The 18,184-nt window shown below is 53.6% G+C and carries 14 protein-coding genes and 1 pseudogene; 1 reads left to right on the forward strand and 14 read right to left on the reverse strand.

The window, feature by feature from the left end:
• Nucleotides 1-77: 77 nt before the first annotated feature.
• Together ACE6ED_RS13590 and ACE6ED_RS13595 are read right to left on the reverse strand one after the other, a co-directional pair.
• Nucleotides 78-2,075, reverse strand: a complete 1,998-nt coding sequence (locus tag ACE6ED_RS13590; protein ID WP_410827715.1) for a methyl-accepting chemotaxis protein — start codon at nucleotides 2,073-2,075, stop codon at nucleotides 78-80.
• Between the two features lie 500 nt (nucleotides 2,076-2,575).
• Nucleotides 2,576-2,788 (reverse strand): transposase, encoded by a 213-nt coding sequence (locus tag ACE6ED_RS13595; protein WP_410827844.1) that lies wholly within the window; start codon nucleotides 2,786-2,788, stop codon nucleotides 2,576-2,578.
• Nucleotides 2,789-3,062: 274 nt separating this feature from the next.
• Here ACE6ED_RS13595 and ACE6ED_RS13605 point away from each other — a divergent pair.
• A pseudogene (locus ACE6ED_RS13605) lies at nucleotides 3,063-4,240 on the forward strand (IS3 family transposase).
• A 289-nt stretch (nucleotides 4,241-4,529) separates the two neighbouring features.
• Here the strand turns inward: ACE6ED_RS13605 and ACE6ED_RS13610 are convergent.
• From ACE6ED_RS13610 to ACE6ED_RS13665, 12 genes are all read right to left on the reverse strand, one after another.
• Nucleotides 4,530-5,414, reverse strand: a complete 885-nt coding sequence (locus ACE6ED_RS13610; RefSeq protein WP_410827717.1) for a carbohydrate ABC transporter permease — start codon at nucleotides 5,412-5,414, stop codon at nucleotides 4,530-4,532.
• A gap of 34 nt (nucleotides 5,415-5,448) precedes the next feature.
• Complete coding sequence (locus tag ACE6ED_RS13615; protein WP_410827718.1) at nucleotides 5,449-6,330, reverse strand: carbohydrate ABC transporter permease; 882 nt, start codon at nucleotides 6,328-6,330, stop codon at nucleotides 5,449-5,451.
• A gap of 112 nt (nucleotides 6,331-6,442) precedes the next feature.
• A complete protein-coding gene (locus tag ACE6ED_RS13620) occupies nucleotides 6,443-7,804 on the reverse strand; it encodes an extracellular solute-binding protein (RefSeq protein ID WP_410827719.1) in 1,362 nt (453 codons plus the stop codon).
• 143 nt (nucleotides 7,805-7,947) lie between these two features.
• Entirely contained in the window at nucleotides 7,948-8,751 is an 804-nt protein-coding gene (locus ACE6ED_RS13625) for a response regulator transcription factor (RefSeq protein WP_410827720.1), read from the reverse strand.
• A complete protein-coding gene (locus tag ACE6ED_RS13630; protein WP_410827721.1) occupies nucleotides 8,717-10,507 on the reverse strand; it encodes a sensor histidine kinase in 1,791 nt (596 codons plus the stop codon). Before ACE6ED_RS13630 ends, ACE6ED_RS13625 begins: the two co-directional genes overlap by 35 nt.
• Before the next feature lie 186 nt (nucleotides 10,508-10,693).
• Complete coding sequence (locus tag ACE6ED_RS13635; RefSeq protein WP_410827722.1) at nucleotides 10,694-10,972, reverse strand: hypothetical protein; 279 nt, start codon at nucleotides 10,970-10,972, stop codon at nucleotides 10,694-10,696.
• Nucleotides 10,973-11,022: 50 nt separating this feature from the next.
• Entirely contained in the window at nucleotides 11,023-12,123 is a 1,101-nt protein-coding gene (locus tag ACE6ED_RS13640) for an MBL fold metallo-hydrolase (protein WP_410827723.1), read from the reverse strand.
• 175 nt (nucleotides 12,124-12,298) lie between these two features.
• The gene (locus ACE6ED_RS13645) at nucleotides 12,299-13,651 is read right to left on the reverse strand and encodes a sodium-dependent transporter (RefSeq protein ID WP_410827724.1); all 1,353 of its coding nucleotides are present in this window, start codon (nucleotides 13,649-13,651) and stop codon (nucleotides 12,299-12,301) included.
• Nucleotides 13,652-13,827: 176 nt separating this feature from the next.
• On the reverse strand, nucleotides 13,828-14,367 hold the full coding sequence (locus ACE6ED_RS13650) for a YcxB family protein (protein WP_410827725.1): 540 nt from the start codon (nucleotides 14,365-14,367) through the stop codon (nucleotides 13,828-13,830).
• A 215-nt stretch (nucleotides 14,368-14,582) separates the two neighbouring features.
• Nucleotides 14,583-16,097 carry a stalk domain-containing protein gene (locus ACE6ED_RS13655; protein WP_410827726.1) on the reverse strand — a complete coding sequence of 505 codons (1,515 nt, stop codon included), beginning with the start codon at nucleotides 16,095-16,097 and terminating at the stop codon, nucleotides 14,583-14,585.
• 697 nt (nucleotides 16,098-16,794) lie between these two features.
• Nucleotides 16,795-17,211 carry an organic hydroperoxide resistance protein gene (locus tag ACE6ED_RS13660; protein ID WP_410827727.1) on the reverse strand — a complete coding sequence of 139 codons (417 nt, stop codon included), beginning with the start codon at nucleotides 17,209-17,211 and terminating at the stop codon, nucleotides 16,795-16,797.
• A gap of 94 nt (nucleotides 17,212-17,305) precedes the next feature.
• The gene (locus ACE6ED_RS13665; RefSeq protein WP_410827728.1) at nucleotides 17,306-17,893 is read right to left on the reverse strand and encodes a GyrI-like domain-containing protein; all 588 of its coding nucleotides are present in this window, start codon (nucleotides 17,891-17,893) and stop codon (nucleotides 17,306-17,308) included.
• Nucleotides 17,894-18,184 lie beyond the last annotated feature (291 nt).

Consider the following 18,184-nt stretch of genomic DNA (forward strand, 5'->3'; position numbering starts at 1 on the left):
CGCTAGGAAAAGGCGCGTCCCGCCAGGGGACGCGCCTTTTTTTTTCGTGCTGCGCTTTATATCGCGTTTTTCCTTGGTTACACTTTGAAGACGTCGATTGTCTGTTTGAGCTCCAGCATCATTTCATTCAGCTGTCGGGTGGACAACGAGATTTCATCCATCAGCGCATTTTGCTGATGGGCGGATGCCGACACTGACTCGGCATGAGATGACGATTCTTTGGCGACGGTGAACATTTCTTCCACTGAGGCGGTGATTTCCTCCGCTCCGGCGGACAGCTGCTGGGTCGTGGCGGATACATCCTGCATCTGCGTCGACACCTCCCGGATCAAAGTGCGCAGCTGCTGGAACGACATGCCGACGCTCTCCATCCGCGAAATACCTTTGCCGATTTCCGCGATGCTGTTCTGCATCGAGTCCGAAGTGCTGGCCGTTGATTCCTGAATGAAGCCGATGATTTCCTTGATGTTATTAGCCAGTTCATCGGTGTGGGCAGCCAGCTTCTTCACTTCGCTCGCCACAACGGAGAAGCCGCGTCCGTGCTCGCCAGCCCGGGCCGCTTCAATCGACGCGTTCAGGGACAGCAGCGACGTCTGGTTAGCCATATCCGAAATAAGCGCGACAATTTCGCCGATCTCATCCGAACGGCCCGCCAGCTCCGTCACCCGCTCTGCCGTCACATTGGCGGCAGAAGCAATTACGTTCATCTGCTCGATTGCGGATTCGATTTCCCGGTTCCCGTTTTCAACCTCGCTGGCTGCCCCCTCCGACTGGTCGGATACATTGGCGGCCGACTCGGAAATCCGCTGCACGCCGACGGCCATCTCCTCGGTCGCCCGGGAGGACTGCTCCGCGCCCTGAGCCTGCACCTTCGCTCCTGCGGCCACGCCAGTAATCGCAGCGGCAATCGCCCCCGATGCCTGGGCCGATTCGCCGGCGGCGCCCAGCAGCTCGGCGGAGGCGTCCGATACGCGGCTGACCGTACGTTCGATCTTCTGGATAATGTCTGCAAACGAACCCAGCATTGTGTTGATGTCGTGGCTCATTTGTCCGATCTCGTCGCGGGACCGGGTCTGAATCCGCTGCGTCAAATCACCCGCCGCCGCCAGGTTCATGGTATGGGATACCGCGATCAGCGGTTTGGAGACCATCCGTGTCAGGAAAACGGAGACGGCAGCCACCAGCACAACGACCACGCCTACAATGATCATGGAAAAAAGCATCGCCTGATCGACCGTAGCGGTAATTTCGCTTTCCGGCACGGAGATGACCAGCTTCCAGCCCGTATTCGGTACGGTCTGATAGTAGTTCACGATATTCTGTCCATTTTCCCGGTAGGTGACCGACCCGCTGTCGTTAGCCAGCATTTTGTCAAAAGCCTTGGTCATCTCCGGAGTAGAAGCGAAGTCCTTCATGTTTTTTCCGATACGCTCCGGATCGCTGGAGGTGTAATAGGTCCCGTCGGCAGACACCAAATAGCCGTACCCGGTGTCCTGCAGCTTGATCGTCTTGGCCATTTCACCAAGCACATCCGGCGTCAGGGAGAAGGCAATGCCCCCGGCAAATTTTCCGCTGTCATCCTGTACCGGAACAATGATGGGGATGATGTATTTCTTGAGCGGCTCCAGATACGACATGGATGAAATCGAGAAGGCGTTTGTCTCTTTGGCCTTCAAAAAATAATCCGCTTTGCTCATATCCGCCGTCATCTTCATCATGTTCAGCAGCTGCCCTTTTTTGTCAATCAAGCTGTAGCCTTCGGATTGGCTATCGCTGTCGTCCAAAATTTGCAGCACCGGGAAAAGCGTCTCCGGTTTCAGCGCAGCCAGTTCCTTATGGGTGGCAACGAGACCTGCTACGGCGCCAGCCTTCTGCTGCACCCACTCCTCGATTCTGTCCACATTCATTTGCAGGGTTTGCCCGGCGATTTGTTCATTATCATCGCGGATGACATCCCCCAGATACTGGGTAAGAAAGAGGGTAGAGCCGAGTAAAGGCACAATGCACAGGAGCAGCAGCACTATTGTCCACTTTACTCTGATGGAATTAAATCGCGAGTTCTTAGATCTCATCATGATTCCCCCATATGTACTATATATTGGAACACCTCATTGTTATCGGATTTGTGAACGCATTCACTTTGTCGAAATTTGGTAACGTTCTATGAACATTTCTTGCACAAACACACCAGGTCAGCTTCTCACAGACATAAATGCCGGGGAGATATCTTCCCCGGCTGGTTAAAGAAAATGAAGTAGTAGACTAAAAATCAAGCGTTAGAATGCCTATACTTAATTAAGTTAACTGGCAGATTACGGTATTAATTGATTATGATAAAATTTACTAAAGTCTGTACACAAACTTATTTCAGCCATAACCTCATCCGAAATCAACGCAAAAAAAGCCTTGGACATGCTCGCTGTCTTGTCATAGCGGGTTGCCAAGCGCCGATAACTTTTCATTTTATTAAAAAGCATTCGATTAAAGGCCGTTCCTTATAAGCATCCTTGTCGTAAGCTCGTTTCTTTCGCCAGTTTCGCTTGCTCGGAATGACGGGGGGTTGCGTTTCGTCCCTTTAACAAGCAAGGCAATAATTGCACTGGTATCGTGTATCGTAAGCCCGATCGGCCAACACTTCTCGATTCTGTAGATCCAGGGTTGAAAGCATTTCGTGACCTATCACGGAATCGTTTGACTGTCCAGGTGTGAATGCATAGCGTAGCGGGTTTCCCAGTGCGTCGACTACGGCATGAATCTGGGTCGGTAATCCGCCCCGGGAACGTCCGATCGCTTACTTACTTGCTTGCTCGCTTGCCTGCTTGCTTTGCCCCTTTTTGCGCCGGCCCCATGCTGATGGACTTGGACTATGGTGGTATCCATCATCATCTGCTCAAAGTCGGGTTCAATGGTAACATGCTTCAGGATCATCCCAGATTCCCGCCTTTTGTAGCCGCCAGAGAAAGTATGGGTACAAGTTTGCGGACTCAGTGAATTAGACTAGTAAGTAGACACGGTAAATCTAACCCATGATAATAGAATAAAATCTAGAAGAGGTGGTAACCGTGGCAGAACGAAAGCGATACAACAAAGAGTTCAAAGAAGAAACGGTGAAGTATATTCAAGAACAACGGAAGTCAATGGATGAGATTGCTCTGGAACTTGACATACCCAAGGGAACACTCAAGAATTGGATGATGACTTACCGGCAGTTCCCAGATGAACCGTTTGTGGGAAGTGGCAAGTTGCGCTCACAAGAACAGCAGATTGTAGAACTAGAGCAAAAAAATAGAGATTTGGAAGAGGAAGTTGCCATCCTAAAAAAGGCAATGCACATCTTCAGCAAAGACCGGAGCTAAAGTTTCAGTTTATTGAGCAGCACCGCTCAACATTCCGGATTGAGAAGATGTGCAGCGTACTTGGTGTATCCCGAAGTGGGTATTACAAATGGCGAAGCACCCCTCCCAGTGACCGAAAAAAGCGCCGGGAGCAGCTGGTAGAGCGTATTGAATACCACTTTCATGACAATGATTCGATCTATGGCAGTCCTAAGATCACTAAAAAATTGCATGAAGAAGGGTTTACCGTGGGTGAAAAAACGGTAGGCCGACTCATGCGGGCACGGAATCTTCGCTCGCAAGCAATGGGGAAATTTAAAGTCCAAACGACGGATTCGAACCATGACTTCCCGATTGCACCAAATTGGTTAAACCAACACTTCGATATCTGCACAAAGCCAAACCAAGTCTGGGTCACCGATATTACCTACATTCGTACACGTCAAGGCACGGTTTATTTAGCGAGCGTTCTCGATTTATTCACGCGCAAGATTGTCGGCTGGCAGTTGGGAAACCGGATGAAAGTAGAGTTAATTTCTGACGCTCTAGACAAGGCTTATGAGGCCCAGAAGCCGGACAAGGGAGTCATCCACCATTCGGACCGGGGAAGTCAGTATGCCTCTGTAGAGTACCGTAAGAAGTTAAAAGAGTACCATATGATTCGCAGCATGAGCCGCCGGGGAAACTGCTACGATAATGCGTGCATTGAATCGTTCCATAGCATCCTCAAGCGAGAACTAATCCACCGTAGACCTCGCTTCCAGACTCAGAAGGAGGCTGAAAGCCATCTGTTCCGGTATATTGAGTTCTTTTACAACCGGAAACGAATACACAGTAAGCTAGGCTATCTCTCACCGGATCGCTTTGAGTCACAGTATTATAACAAGCTTAAACGTGCAAATTGACCTTTTTATCGTGTCCACTCTATTGACTTAAGCACATTGAGTCCGCAAAGGCATACCAAAGCCCAAGAATCTCAGAAATAACGTCCTCTGGGTCCGCAAAGACCTCTGTATCGCGTTCTGTGATAACCCGCTGGCGGATGTGCAGTCTAACGCAAACCGATATTTCCATAAAACAGCGGCAGTCAGGGACTTTACTTCTTATCCTTGGCTGCCGCTGTTTCAAACCTTATTTTTACTGAAAGCGCCCCTGCTTGCTTCCATCGCTTCTAAATCCAGCACAGCCCGCCGCTCACCCTTTAACCGACCCGGCCGCAATGCCTTCCACAATCCGGTCGCTCATTACCAGGAACACCAATAGAATCGGCAGAATGCTGATCATCAGGGTAGCGCCGATGGCGCCCCAGTCGGTCGTGTACTGCCCGATAAAGTTCTGTACGCCTACCGTCAGCGTCTTATACCGGTCCGAGCTGATGAACGTGTTCACGAAGATGAATTCATTCCAGTTATAAATCATGTTAATAATCGCTGTGGTCGCCATCACCGACGAAGTCATCGGCAGAACAATCCGGAAAAACATCGTATTCACCGAACAGCCGTCAATAACCGCCGCTTCTTCCACTTCCTTCGGCAGCGCATAATAAAACCCGAGCAAAATCATAATGGTCGTTGGCAGATTAAAAGCAATATAAGAAATAATGATCGAGACCGGATTGTCAGTCAAACCCAGCTTCAGGAACATGCTGAACAGCGGAATCAGTGTGGAATGCACCGGAATCATCAGCCCAACCATGAACAGCCCCAGCACAAAAGAGCTGCCCTTCCACCGCATCCGGGTAACCGCAAAGGTAACAAAACTCGCGAGCAGCACCGTCAGCGCCAATGCCGAAGCGGTCATCCAGACGCTGTTGAAGAAATACTGTCCGATATTGCCGTTCGTCCATACGTTAACATAGTTTTCCCAATGCAGTTTGGACGGCAGTGCAAACGGAGGCAGGTTAAATACTTCCTGGTTATTCTTCAGGGAAAAAATCAGCAGCCACACCAGCGGCAGCACCTGCACCGCCGCCAGAATGGCGAGCAGCGCATACATTAAGGCGTAACCTGCTCCGCGCCATCTTGAACGGCCGCCCGTCAGCGTGTGGGGCGGATAGCCTCTTACAGCTTCGGCTCTCATCGTTTATCCTCCTTCGCTATCCACTTTGCGTAATTTACGAGTATTGAATCGTGTCTTTGGTCGCCGTCGCTTTTCGGATCAGATAAGTAACGACAAGACAGATCAGCAGCAGGAAAAAACCGACGGCGCTGCCGTACCCGAAATCAAAGCTGCGGAAAGCTTTGTGATACATGTAGGAGGCCATCACTTCGCTTGCGCCGTTGGGCCCTCCGTCCGTCATGACGTAGATCAGATCGAAATACTTCAGCGACCCGACCACAGCGAGCACCACAGTTACTTTAATCACTTCGCTGATAAGCGGAAGCTTGATGCGAAGTGCGATTTGCCAGGCGTTTGCACCGTCAATCCGCGCCGCTTCGGTCAGGGACTCCGGTACGTTTTTGAGCGCGGCATAGTATATCAGGATATAGAATCCGGCGTACTGCCAAATAATCGGGATAAACAGCGCCCCCAGCACAATCGCCGGATCAGCCAGCCAGGAAGGCGGATTTTCCACCCCAAGCGTATGCAAAAAGCTGTTCAGCATGCCGTTTGTCGGATGGTAAATTTTCAGCCACAGCTGGGCAATCGCCACCGAAGACAGCAGCATCGGAATCAGGTAGATTTTGCGGAGCAGGTTGGCTCCTTTGATCTTGCCGGCCAGCACCATTGCGACCGCCAGATACCCGATCAGGCTGATCCCTGAAAATGCCGCAAGCAGCAGCGAATGCAGCGCACTCTGCCAGAACGCGGAGTCCTTCACCAGCGCCGAATAGTTGTCCAGCCCGATAAACTGCAGGGCTCCAATGCCGTCCCACTGATTCAAACCGTAATATCCCGTCATGACGATCGGAACATAAATTACCCCCAGAATCAGCAGCAGCGACGGCAGCACATAGCCGGCAATCACCCATTTGTTGGACATGACCTTGTCCATGGTCGCTTTCCTCCTTTCACACTCCAGGCCCGAAGGGAGAAGAGCAGGTGTCCCGCGGCTGCGAAAGACGAACCTGCTCTTCCTTTAACCGGACTTCGTTCGTTAACCGGATCTAGTTCCCCTGTTCGACCGCTTCTTTATGCTTGGCTGCGAACTCTTCGGGTGTAGCCGCATCGCCAAACAACGCCTGGATCATGTTCAAGTGGGTTTGTGCGGCATTTGGTTTCATCTGAACGTCAGCGAACAGCGTGATGCTGCTGGCATTATTCAGTTCGTTGAGCAGATCAATGTACAGCTGCGGAAGATTGCCGGAGGAAGTATCGACCTTCGTCGCCGGAATAACACCCGCCGTTGTAACCGACTCCTCGCCCCATTTGGCAACAAAATATTCGACAAACGCTTTGGCTTCCTCTTTCACTTTGGAGTTTTCAGCCACGAACAGACCGACGCCCGGACCGCCAACCCAGCTGTCGATACTGCCTTTGCCGCCTTCAACCGTCGGGAATTTAAAGAAACCAACCTCATCCTTAAAATCCTGCGGGATATCCGGGTTCGTTGTAAAGTTCGGCAATTCCCATGTTCCCATCAGATACATCGCCGCTTTGCGGTTCATGAATTCCGATTTGCCTTCGTCATTGGACAAGCCGTTAAATCCTTTATTAAAAGCGTTCATCTTCACAAGATTCTGCACTTCCGCCGCCGCCTGGATCAGGCCGGGGTCTTCAAACGATCCCGCGCCGCTGACCGCCTGCTTCAGCGTATCGCTGCCAGCGATGCGGTCGGCAAGGTACATATACCACAGCGAGCCGGTCCAGCGGTCTTTGTTGCCAAGCGCAATGGGAGCCACTCCGTTATCGGCCAGCGTCTTCACCACCTGTTTGAACTCCTCGTAGGTCTTTGGCACTTCGAGGTTGTATTGCTTGAAAATCGCCTTGTTATAATAAATCGGCGAGATATTCAGCTCAATCGGGAGCGCATACGTCTTGCCGTCCACCGCATAAGCTTCGGTCGTTCCCGCAACAAATTTGTCCTTCAGCTGCTCGCCGCCCAGAATGTCGTCCAGCGGAGCGAACAAACCGCCCTTGACGTAAGGCTCCATAAATCCCGCCGCCCAAGTGATGCCGACGTCCGGCAGCTCGTTTGAAGCGGACAGCACCTTCAGTTTGTTTTTATACTGCTCATTCTCCAGCACCTCTTGTTTGATCGTTACGTTCGGGTGCTCTTTCTGGTATTGATCAACGATCTGGGAGACCAGCTTGTTCTGCTGCGCCGACACGCCTGCCGGCCACAGATGCATCATATTCAGGGTAACCTTCTGTCCGCCCGCGCTGGCGGCTGCCCCGTTTGACCCGCTTCCGGCTGAAGCGTCAGCCTCCCCTCCGTTATTTCCTCCGTTCGATCCGCCGCAGCCTGCAAGCGCTAACATGAATGACAAAAGAAGCAGGAAACCGGAAGCTTTTGTTCTCTTACGCATCGTCTTTCCCCCTGACAGATTTTTGTCTTCGCGGCTGTGTAACCGCTCACAACGTAATTGTAGCACCGCTTCCGGCGGCCTATAAGATCACGCTCATTGGCTAAAATTCCACTTTTTTTGGTAAATGAGGAGGGCGATTCCGGTTACTCCCAATCTCCTTCCGCTACGTTTTGGAGCCGCTGGCGGTAGCGGCTGGGGCTGATTCCTTCCTGCTCCTTAAACACTTTGATAAAATATTTGTCCGTCCGGTACCCCACCCGCTCGCCAATTTCGCCAACAGATAGCGACGTTGCCGACAAAAGCTGCTTGGCCCGCTGTACCCGCAATCGCGTCACGTATTCACTGAACGGCATGCCGGTCTTTTCCTTAAACAGCACGCTGAAATAACTGGCGTTCAGATGCAGCTGTGCAGCCACCTCAGCCATGGTCAAGGGTTCTTCGAGCCGTTCCTCCACCAGCCGCTGCGCAACCTTCACCGGTTCGCTCCGCTCTTCCTCCTCCGGCTCCAGGTTCAGCAGCCGCGGATCAACCAGCTTCTCCAGCTTGGCGCGGCGCAGCCGCTCCTCTTCCAGCGCCAGCGCTTCGCCTGCCGTCTGGATCAGCTCCTGCTTATCGAGCGGCTTCAACAAGTAATTAACTGCTCCAAGCCGCAGCGCCTGCTGGACGTATTCAAATTCGGCGTAACCTGAAATGACGATAATCGCCGGCTTCCGTTCCGCTCCGGCCAGCGAGCGGATCAGGTCCAGTCCGCTGACCTCGGGCATACGCACGTCAGTAATCAGCAGATGCACCGGCTCCCTGCGCAGCGTCTCCAGCGCTTCAATCCCATTATCCGCCGTTTCAATCCGGTATTTGCCGGCGGACCAGGCTTCCAGCGTCTGCTTGATGCCCTGCCGTGTTCTCGGTTCATCGTCAACGACCAGAATGGTTCGTGTAATGAGTCCCATCTATTTCGCCCCCATGCTCATTCGGAATGTCAAACGTTACCGTTGTGCCCTTTTGCGGAAGGCTGTCTACTTGAAGGCCCAAAACCAAATCGCTGCGCCCGCTGTAATACAAGCGAAGCCTCCGCTGCACATTGACCAGGCCTACGCCGGTTCCTTTGGAGGAAGCAGCCGGCGCCCCATCCTCCAGGGTTTGCCGCAGAGCGGCAAGGGTGCTTTCGTCCATGCCGGGCCCGCTGTCCTCCACGGTGATCCGCGTCCAGCCCGGCCGGGGAGCGGGTTTTGCCGTTACGGCAATTGTCCCTTTGCCGATCACACTTTCAACGCCGTGCAGGATGGCATTCTCGACCACAGGCTGAATCATCAGCTTCGGAACCGGGACAGCCGCCGTCTCGGCATCCAGGTCGATCCGCCATTCCAGCCGTTCGCCAAGGCGCATTTCCATGATTTGCAGATACCGGCGCACCTGCCCCATTTCTTCGCCGACGGTCACCCATTCGTCCCGGCCGGGACTGCCGATGATATAGCGGAACAGCTTGGAGAGGGACACCATCAGCGCCGCCAGCTCCTCCTCCCCTTTTTCCTCAAGCGACCAGTTAAATGCCTCCAGCGTGTTGAATAAAAAATGCGGGTTGATTTGAGCCTGCAGTGCCTTTAGCTCCGTCCGGCTCTGCAGCACTTCCTTTTCGTATACGACGCGGATCAGGTCATTGATGTTTTTGACCATGGCGTTGTATGTATTATTTAATTCCCTCAGCTCCATGGTGGAGGCCGTCTCGGGGTTTGGCGTCAAGGTCCCCAGCCTTGATCTGCGCATCGCCCGGATCAGATTGATGATCGGGCGTGTAATCATGGTGGACAGCAGGAAGGACATGACAAGAAACAGCATCGTGCCAATCGCGCCGGAAAGCAGCAGCACCGTCCGCAGCACCGACAGCCCTTCGGTGACGTAGCTTACCGGAGTCAGCACCAGGAGTGTCCAGCCCGTCCTGCCGGAATACTGTTTGACCTGGACATACTCCTGTCCCTCAAACGTTACCGTCTGACTGGCGCTGCCCAGCAGGCGGGTGACGTCGGCGAGCCCCTCGCCGCTGCCCAGCTGTCTGCCGTCCTGGCCGGCCAAAAGGATCCGCTCTCCGTTCCTGTCTCCGGACGGGTCGTTCAGCTGGAAGTAGCTGCGCTGGATTTTGGCCATGACATAACCGCCTTTTGAGAACCAGCGGTCCATCAGGCTGACCTGGCGGATCGCTAGCAGCGACTGCTCATCACTCGGATCAATGCCGATCCATACCAGCCGTCCCTTTTGTCTCCCTGCCTCCTGAATGTACCGGGTGTCGATCCGGGACCGCAGACTGCCTTCCTTAATCGGAAACAGCAGCCGGTCATCCGACGTATAAACTTCCAATGAGCCCACACTGGGCATGTAAGCCTGATAGCTGGAAACTACCTGGAGCAGCGACTGGCGCTGATTAAAGGTAACCGGATGCCCGTTCAGCTCCTCCAGCAGCAGCTGCTGAACAGTAGGATGGTTCGCCACCTGGCCCATCAGACTGTCAATTTGCGCGATCAGCGCGTCAAGCCGTCCGCTCGCCTGCACTGCTGTCTGCTGGATATGGCGCTCCGAGTTGTTTTTCAGCTGGACGGACATGTTCTTGTAGATAAACAGCCCGGCTACGCCGATAATGACCAGCATAACCAGCAAAAAACCGACAAAAATTTGATTCCGCAGCGTATTCAGTTCCTTGATTCTGCTCAGCATCCGTTTTGTCCCTCCGGCGGCTTCGATTTTGTCAGCGTTTGCAATCAGTTTTCTCCGAGAACCGGTGTTTTGTCAAGAAGGAACTGATGGGAGCCTGGATTCCTCCAGCGCAAAAACACCCTGCCAGCCGCGGTTATACCGCTGTGACAGGGTGCTGCCGAACGCCTTATTTCAAAGGAAGCGGGGTTAGTCCACGTAACCGGCAAGCCCTTTTTCCATCAGTACATCCATTTCCGCTTCCAGGATCGTTTCCACCGTCAGCTCATCCAGCTTGACGTCGCGGCGTCCGACGATGTAGTCAACCAGGTCATCGCTGTCGATTTCCACCTCGCCCTTGGCGCCCGCTTTGGCATTATCCAAAAACGTCTGCTCATGCTTCAGCACCAGACGGATATGCTGGGGATCGGCCTTCGTCTTGGCAGCAATCGCCTGCACCAGCTCCTGCGAATTTATCGTTTCGGCCATGTTTTTTCCCTCCTTTACGTTAGTTTTAGAGTTCTCTTTCGTTCCCTGGTTTACTCCCACCAGCGCCCGGCGGGATAGGCAGTATTCGTCAACCGTACCGGTTCGCCAGTCCGGGGCGTCGTTACGCGGACTCCCTGCTCCAACGCCGCCTTCAGCACCCGGGTCACCGGATCGGTCCAATCATGGAACGCCAGTGTGAAAGCGCCCCAATGGATCGGGAGCAGCCAGCCGCCCCCTACCTCCCGGTGGGCCTGCACCGTCTGTTCAGGCGTCATATGAATGTCCGCCCATCTGTCGTCATATTGCCCGCACTCCATCATCGTCAGATCAAAGGGGCCAAACTTCTGCCCGATTGCCCGGAAGTGGGGCCCATAGCCGCTGTCCCCGCTAAAAAATAGCTTGCGGCTTCCTTGGATAACCCAAGAACACCAGAGCGTGGCATCGCGGTCCAGCAGGCTGCGCCCCGAAAAATGTCTTGCCGGCGTGCAGGCCAGCTCCAGCCCCTTAAAACTAAACGTATCCCACCAGTCATGCTCCTCAATCCTGTTGGGTTCGACGCCCCACCGCAGCAGATGGCCACCTACGCCAAGCGGCACGATAAACCGTCCCACCTTGGATTTAAGCCTGCGGATTGTATCGTAGTCCAGATGGTCGTAATGATCATGCGACAGCAGTACGGCATCAATTTCGGGAAGGTCTTCGGGCGCGGACGGCAGCTCCTTGCTGTACCTCCGCCCGCCGATCCAGGGAAACGGTGATGGCGCAGGGCCCAACATCGGGTCCAGCAGCAGGGTCACCCCGTCGATCCGCAGCAGAAGCGCCGAGTGGCCAAACCAGACGATCCAGGATTCATCAGCTTTGGACGACAACCACGGAAGATCGCTCCGTTCGGGCACAAGAGGAACGGCAGGACGGGCGTTCGGGTTTCTTTTCAAAAAATCCCTGGCCATAGACAGTCCGCCTTTCAGACTGCTATCCATCGACGCGGGAATTTCATTCACGAATTTCCCTTTGATATAACGCGGCGAGCGGCGTATATCGGACAATATGCCGGCAGGCGCCCGGCCTCCGAACGGGCGGTAGCTTTTCATAACCGCCACTGCGGCGGCGGCCAGGCCTGCGGCACCGGCAACAATCGGAATCAGAATCATAGTTATGCCTTCTTTCCAGCCTGGAATGACGTTTGCCTCTATTATAATTCATTGGATGCTGTAAACTCTAATGTCTCTGACCCGGGTCCACTCCCGTTTTGCCGCTGCCGCCTGCAAAGAAAAATCCCCAAGCCTGCTATAGGCTTGAGGATGCGGGGACGGTACAAAAAACCGTCTAAAATTTGAGGATACCCGCCGAATGCAGGAACACGAGCAGCACCAGAATCGGTGCCACAAAGCGAAGAGCAAACAGCCATACCTTGAACCAGCCTGCCTTCAGCCCAACCTCGTCCGCAACCTTTTTCCAGAAGTAGCCGGCAAACAAGGTAGCAAGCAAACCGCTCAGCGGCAGCAGCACGTTGGAGGCTAGGAAGTCCAGCCAGTCAAAAAAGGCTTTCCCGCCAAAGGTCAGCGATGATACGTTACCCAGCGACAATGCGGACGGCACGCCCAGGATGAAGCACAGCACCGTAAGCACCCATACCGCCCGGGTACGCGACCAGCCCCAGCGTTCCATAACGAAGGCCACCGGAACTTCCAGCAGCGACACCGCAGAGGTCAACGCGGCGATTGCCAGCAGCACAAAAAACAATCCCCCGAACAGCGAGCCGAGCGGCATAGCCGAGAAAGCAGCCGGCAGCGCAACAAAGACAAGTCCCGGACCTTGTGCCTGGTCAATCCCAAACGAAAACGTTGTCGGGAAGATAATGAGGCCCGCAATCAAAGCGTAGAGAAGGTCTCCTCCTCCAATCGCCAGCGTGGCGGCCCCAAGCGACTGGCTCTTGTCCACATACGCGCCATAAGTAATCATGGTGCCCATGCCAAGCGAAAGCGAGAAAAACGCATGCCCCAGTGCAACCAGCGTTGATTCCGGCGTCAGCTTTGAGAAATCCGGATTCAGGAAAAAGGAAACCCCTTCTCCCGCTCCCTGCAGCGTCAGCGCACGGACCATCAAAACGATCAGCAGCACCAGCAGGCCGGGAATCAGCACTTTGTTGAATTTTTCAATCCCGCCCGAAATGCCTCTGGCGACAATCCAGCCGGTAATCAGCAGAACAATAACCTGCCATACGATCGGCATGTAACCCGACATAAATCCGTTAAATTGTCCGGCAAAATCCGTATTTACAAACAGCTGTCCGGAAAATGCTTTGACCGCGTAATGCAGAGTCCAGCCTGCTACAATCGCATAAAACGACAGAATCATAAACGGCCCGATTACAGGCAGCATTCCCATACGGCCCCAGGCCCGGCCGCCGCCCAGCTTGACAAACGAACTGGATGCGCTGCCCCGGCCGCCTCTTCCTATAGCAAGCTCTGCCAGCAGCACAGGCAGCCCCACCGCAACAAGACAGACGACGAACAGCAGGAAAAATGCCGCTCCGCCATACTGTCCGGTGATATACGGAAACTTCCACATATTCCCGAGTCCGACCGCACTGCCGATAGCCGCCAGAATAAACCCGTTGTTGGAGAACTGGTCCTTATTGGGACTCAATTTGCTCCCTTGTGTTGATTTTGAACTCACGTTCTGTCCCCCTATTTCTGTCTTTGCTTAGTCTTCATTCAGAGGACGATATTCGCTCTGTGAAATGACTGTTCCTAGTATATAACCCCGGCCCGAGTTCGCCTAGCAAAAAATCATCATTTTACAGCATAAAAGCGTTAATGTAACGGATTTGTTACATTCACGTCAGAAAAACGCTAAATTTTGGAGGGTTCACGCAGCTTGACCCGGCCCTGGTCCATGTGCTCGCGCACGAGCTGCCGGAAGCGGACTTCCTCCGCGCCAAAAACCCGCTTGGGCAGGATTAACGCCTGATTGGATGAGATGAAAAAAAGAAACAGATTGGGGCTCTCCGCAATCTTTTGAATCTCCGCCCACTGCACTTTGCCTTCCCCGCCTTCGGACCGGTGTTCGATCCCCTCTTCCGTCAGACGGTACGTCTGGACCTGCCGGGCGGCCGGGTCACTCTGAAACGCGCTTTTGGACTTGCGCAAAATACCCGACCGGGTCGTATACCACAAAATCACGGTAATCAAGGCGCTGCCGCCCGCGATTAACGCCAGCCTTCCTGCACTGCGGTCATCCGACACCGCATACAGCACGGCGAACAACAGAACGAAACTGACCGCCGACAGCAGCAGCCGGCTGCCGCGGCTGAACCATACGTTGAACTCCTGGAAATCGCCCGCTTCCAAAGCAACCTCCAACCGAATTTCCTTTGCTTCGTTGCCCGTCATCTTATCCTCCCCAGCTCAATATGATTTATTGCAGTGTTACCGCCAGTTGATCCCATTGTAACATAACCGCTGCTTCGTCTAGCGGGGCCTGCCGAGGGGCACAGGGGCACGAGGCCGGACCTCCCCGGGAATGGGCACCCATCGTCCGTCATGCTTGCCAAACAAACGAAACAGCGGCTTGCCTGGGGCAAACCGCTGCTGGTATTTGGTGCTTTTTATTTCATCGTAATCTCAATCGTCTGCGTGTCCGGCTGCCAAACCACTTGAGCTCCAAGCTTCTCGCTGATAAAGCGCAGCGGCAGGTACATCGTGCCGTTCAAGTTAAACGGGTTGTTCGGCAGCTTCACCTCTTGGCCGTTTATGGTAGTTGCTCCTGTTTTTGCGCTGACCCCGATGTTGATTGCAGGTTTGCCTTCCGCTGCCCCGCGTGTGATGGCGATCATTTTGTTGGCGCTCTTCTCTTCATAAGTAATTTTGGCGCCCAATTTCTCGAAGACCGAACGCAGCGGCACAAAGTTCTGTCCATCCTTTGTGACGACTCCGGTGTTCATCGCGATGTTTTCCCCGTTAAGGGACACGGAAATCGGCTTCTGCATCGGAACCGGCGTTTTTTCCATAAATTCATATTCGCCGTTGCCAAGACTGCCGTCTTTATTTACGCCCCAGCCCCAAAGCGAGCCGTCGTTTTTCTGCATAATCAAATGACGCGGGCCGCTCTTCACGGTTTTAACGTCCGAGGCAAGCAGCGAAAACGATGCATTGGCCGGCAGCTTTTCCCGGAACAGTGAAGTGCTGTACAGCTGTCCGGAGGACGTTAACGCAAACAGGGTTTTCTCCGCCACAAAAGCTTCTTTAACGTTTTTGACCCCGGTTAACAGGATCGGGCGCTCCTGAGTATGCGTAACTGCACTGTCGGAGTAACCGGTGAGCGTGTTCCCCCAGAACCACAGTCTGGATTGGCTGTCTACGGCAAGGTAGGTATTACCCTCGAATTTTACGGACTGGATGCCGGACAGTTCCTTGATTTGCTTGGCGGTCAGGGGCTGAGATGCTTTATTAGAGCTCTGCACAAGTTCCCACACCGTGCCATCGTTCTTCAAAGCGATATCTCCGGAGATATCCTTCACACCGGTGAGACCGGGCACCTGATGAAATGCCGCCAGATTATCCGTACTGCTCCAGACCGTACCGTCTGATTTCAGGAACAAATAAACCGGGGTTGCGCCCTGCTGCCAATATTTAGAGTAGCCATCGATATCCTTTACTTCTCCTATGCCGGATAAAAGGGTAAACCGGGTGGTGTCCAGTGTCCCGTTTTCCCGTGCGGCCTTATACACCTTGCCGGATGTATCCAGTGCAAGCTCTTCCGCTGTATATGAAAATGCGGCCGGGTTCGTAATCCCTTCGACCTTTTCGGCCTTAAGGGAGGTCATTAAATTGTCGGGCTGGAGGCGTCTTACGCTTCCGTCCTCCAGAACCACCATCCGGTCATCGCCGGGAACGGTCTTCGCCCCCTTCAGCTCGGGGATTTGGGTAGGAACGGACTGCAGTCTTGTAAGGCCCCAGGTCCAGAAGCTGCCGTCACTTTTCAGCAGTGTATTGGGACTGTACGAGGTGATGGCTCCTGCGGACGCACTGCCGCCGCCCTCAGCGGCGAAAGCGCCAGCCTGCGGGGTAAACGCAATTGCAGCGGCGAGGCCAAATGCTCCGATTGTTTTTTTGAAGTTCATGGTGTACTCCTCCTATTCAGCGAAAGTCTAGTCTCCCAGCGTATCAGCCATGGGAATATATTCATAATTTGTACAATGTATATAGACGCCGAAAATTCGAGAAGGTTGCAGTCCGCGGAAATAGCCATGCTTGTTCTCAAAGCAATACAAAAAAGAGACTGTCCCATAAGTGATTTATGTAAGTAAGAATGCATCCAAGTTACACGAATTGCTAATAAAGAAAGCCGCACCGTAGAGGAGGAGGGGGAGGTTCCTCGTACGGTCCGGCTATTTTTTATGGTGGAACCATCGTATTATAACATTCAAAGGGTGATGATCCGGCAGAAGGGTCTCAAGCGCATAAAGGACAATCCACCCGATCGCTGCTGTACCGGCTGGTTTGTACGAAAAATCGTACAAAATTCCCACGTTCGCCGCTTCACCGGGCCACTTTGTACGAAAACTCGTACAAAATCGACCTGATCACCGGCACGGGGCTGCTACTGACCTACAGTGTCAATTATTCACACTAAGCAGCTCTGGATCACACATACAGCCTGAATAGATACTGGATAGATACGTAAGCGTAGACTCCAATGAAGTGAGCCAGATATATTACGATTACGAAGCAAGGGCTGTCACCCGTCATACTGCGACTTAGGGGACAGCCCCTTGGCTGTGAACTTTTATATAATGTGTCTGTCTTCGGTTTGGAGCACTAGAGCATGTTCAGTTCAACAGGAATATTACCTTCAACCGCTTTGGAGTAGGGGCAGGTTTCATGGGCCGCACCGATCAGCTCCCGGGCCTGTGCCTCGTCAACGCCTTTCAGCAGCACGTCGAGCTTCACTTCCAGCCCATAACCTCCGTCCGCTTCCTTGCCGATTGTGACATGGGCAGTTACCTCCGTGCCTTCCCAGGACACATTTTTCATCCGGCACACCATATTCAGCGCGCTTTCGAAGCAGGCCGCATAACCCGCCGCAAACAGCTGCTCCGGATTCGTTGCGGCTCCGCCCTGTCCTCCCAATTCTTTGGGCATCACCGTCGTCAGATTTAATACATTATCGCTGGAGACAAGCCGGCCTTCTCTCCCCCCGGTCGCTTTGACCGAGGCCGTGTACAGCCTTTCCATCCTCTGATTCCTCCGTTCGCTCTCAAACTTTGCGGTGTTTCCGCTTTGAGTATGCCTCGGAGGCGCAGGTTTGATACCAAAAACAAAGGGCGGTCTACCGGATGCCGATATAAACCTCCACTTCGGCCGCTTCCGGCCGGAAGCCTTCCATCGTGTAGCGTTCAAAGTCCGCTTTGTAGGTTCTGATCAGCTCCGAATCCGCAAAAAAGGCCCAGATTTCCCGCCATACCTCGGCGACCACCTCAAACACGGGGCCCTTCCGGCTCTTGAACACCAGGTAGGTTCCAGCTGGAATAACCGAATGGCCGGTTTCTGCTCCGGTTTCTGCTCCGGTTTCTGCTCCGATTCCTGTTCCGGTTCCTAATCCGTTTCCGTTTCCTTCCCCGGCTTCAGCACCAGCTCCTACTTCCGGCCCTTCCCCGGCTTCTTTCCCGTCCTGTTCCGCCCGGTTCGGGGTTTCGGTCCCGATGCGCAGCGTGTAGGCTCCATTCACATCGCTTTCGTAATCGCAGTAAACAGCGTACAAGTACGCTGAAGAGGCTGCACGGCTCATAGCGCCGGACTGCATAAAGCTCTGCCACAGTCCGGGAATCCGGCCCTCCGGCCCGCCTTCTCTTTCGTTGGTTGTTGTCACGCCCATCCCTTCAATCCGGATCGGCTGCGTCAGCTGTTCTTTCCGCATATTCTTCCACTCCCTGTCCTGTTTGCGTTAAGTGTAGCAAGAGGAAGTGGACAACTGCATGTCAGGATTAAGCGGTGTTTATATATTTTGTTCTACATAGACTGAACTAAAGAAGGACAGAGGAGCGGAGCTGCCGCTGCGGCCAATTTGGGACTTCCGGTTGCTGTTATTTTCGGAGTTCTTGAATGAATCTCTCAGATAGCGGTAGAACTCCGAAAATAAAGCAAGAAAACTGAAACATAAGGAGGGAGGCAATCGCGTTCGCTCCTCCATCTCCAAATTGCCTCCGTG

Source organism: Paenibacillus nanchangensis, from assembly GCF_046543445.1.
In the GTDB taxonomy this organism is placed as follows: Bacteria; Bacillota; Bacilli; order Paenibacillales; family Paenibacillaceae; genus Paenibacillus_AQ; species Paenibacillus_AQ nanchangensis.

Bases quoted from the DNA above. Each gene is read 5' to 3' on its own strand.
- ACE6ED_RS13665 (WP_410827728.1), bottom strand. From the start codon at position 17,893: ATGCGGAAAGAACAGCTGACGCAGCCGATCCGGATTGAAGGGATGGGC.
- ACE6ED_RS13620 (WP_410827719.1), bottom strand. From the start codon at position 7,804: ATGCGTAAGAGAACAAAAGCTTCCGGTTTCCTGCTTCTTTTGTCATTC.
- ACE6ED_RS13625 (WP_410827720.1), bottom strand. From the start codon at position 8,751: ATGGGACTCATTACACGAACCATTCTGGTCGTTGACGATGAACCGAGA.
- ACE6ED_RS13635 (WP_410827722.1), bottom strand. From the start codon at position 10,972: ATGGCCGAAACGATAAATTCGCAGGAGCTGGTGCAGGCGATTGCTGCC.
- ACE6ED_RS13660 (WP_410827727.1), bottom strand. From the start codon at position 17,211: ATGGAAAGGCTGTACACGGCCTCGGTCAAAGCGACCGGGGGGAGAGAA.
- ACE6ED_RS13590 (WP_410827715.1), bottom strand. From the start codon at position 2,075: ATGATGAGATCTAAGAACTCGCGATTTAATTCCATCAGAGTAAAGTGG.
- ACE6ED_RS13615 (WP_410827718.1), bottom strand. From the start codon at position 6,330: ATGGACAAGGTCATGTCCAACAAATGGGTGATTGCCGGCTATGTGCTG.
- ACE6ED_RS13650 (WP_410827725.1), bottom strand. From the start codon at position 14,367: ATGACGGGCAACGAAGCAAAGGAAATTCGGTTGGAGGTTGCTTTGGAA.
- ACE6ED_RS13640 (WP_410827723.1), bottom strand. From the start codon at position 12,123: ATGATTCTGATTCCGATTGTTGCCGGTGCCGCAGGCCTGGCCGCCGCC.
- ACE6ED_RS13655 (WP_410827726.1), bottom strand. From the start codon at position 16,097: ATGAACTTCAAAAAAACAATCGGAGCATTTGGCCTCGCCGCTGCAATT.
- ACE6ED_RS13610 (WP_410827717.1), bottom strand. From the start codon at position 5,414: ATGAGAGCCGAAGCTGTAAGAGGCTATCCGCCCCACACGCTGACGGGC.
- ACE6ED_RS13630 (WP_410827721.1), bottom strand. From the start codon at position 10,507: ATGCTGAGCAGAATCAAGGAACTGAATACGCTGCGGAATCAAATTTTT.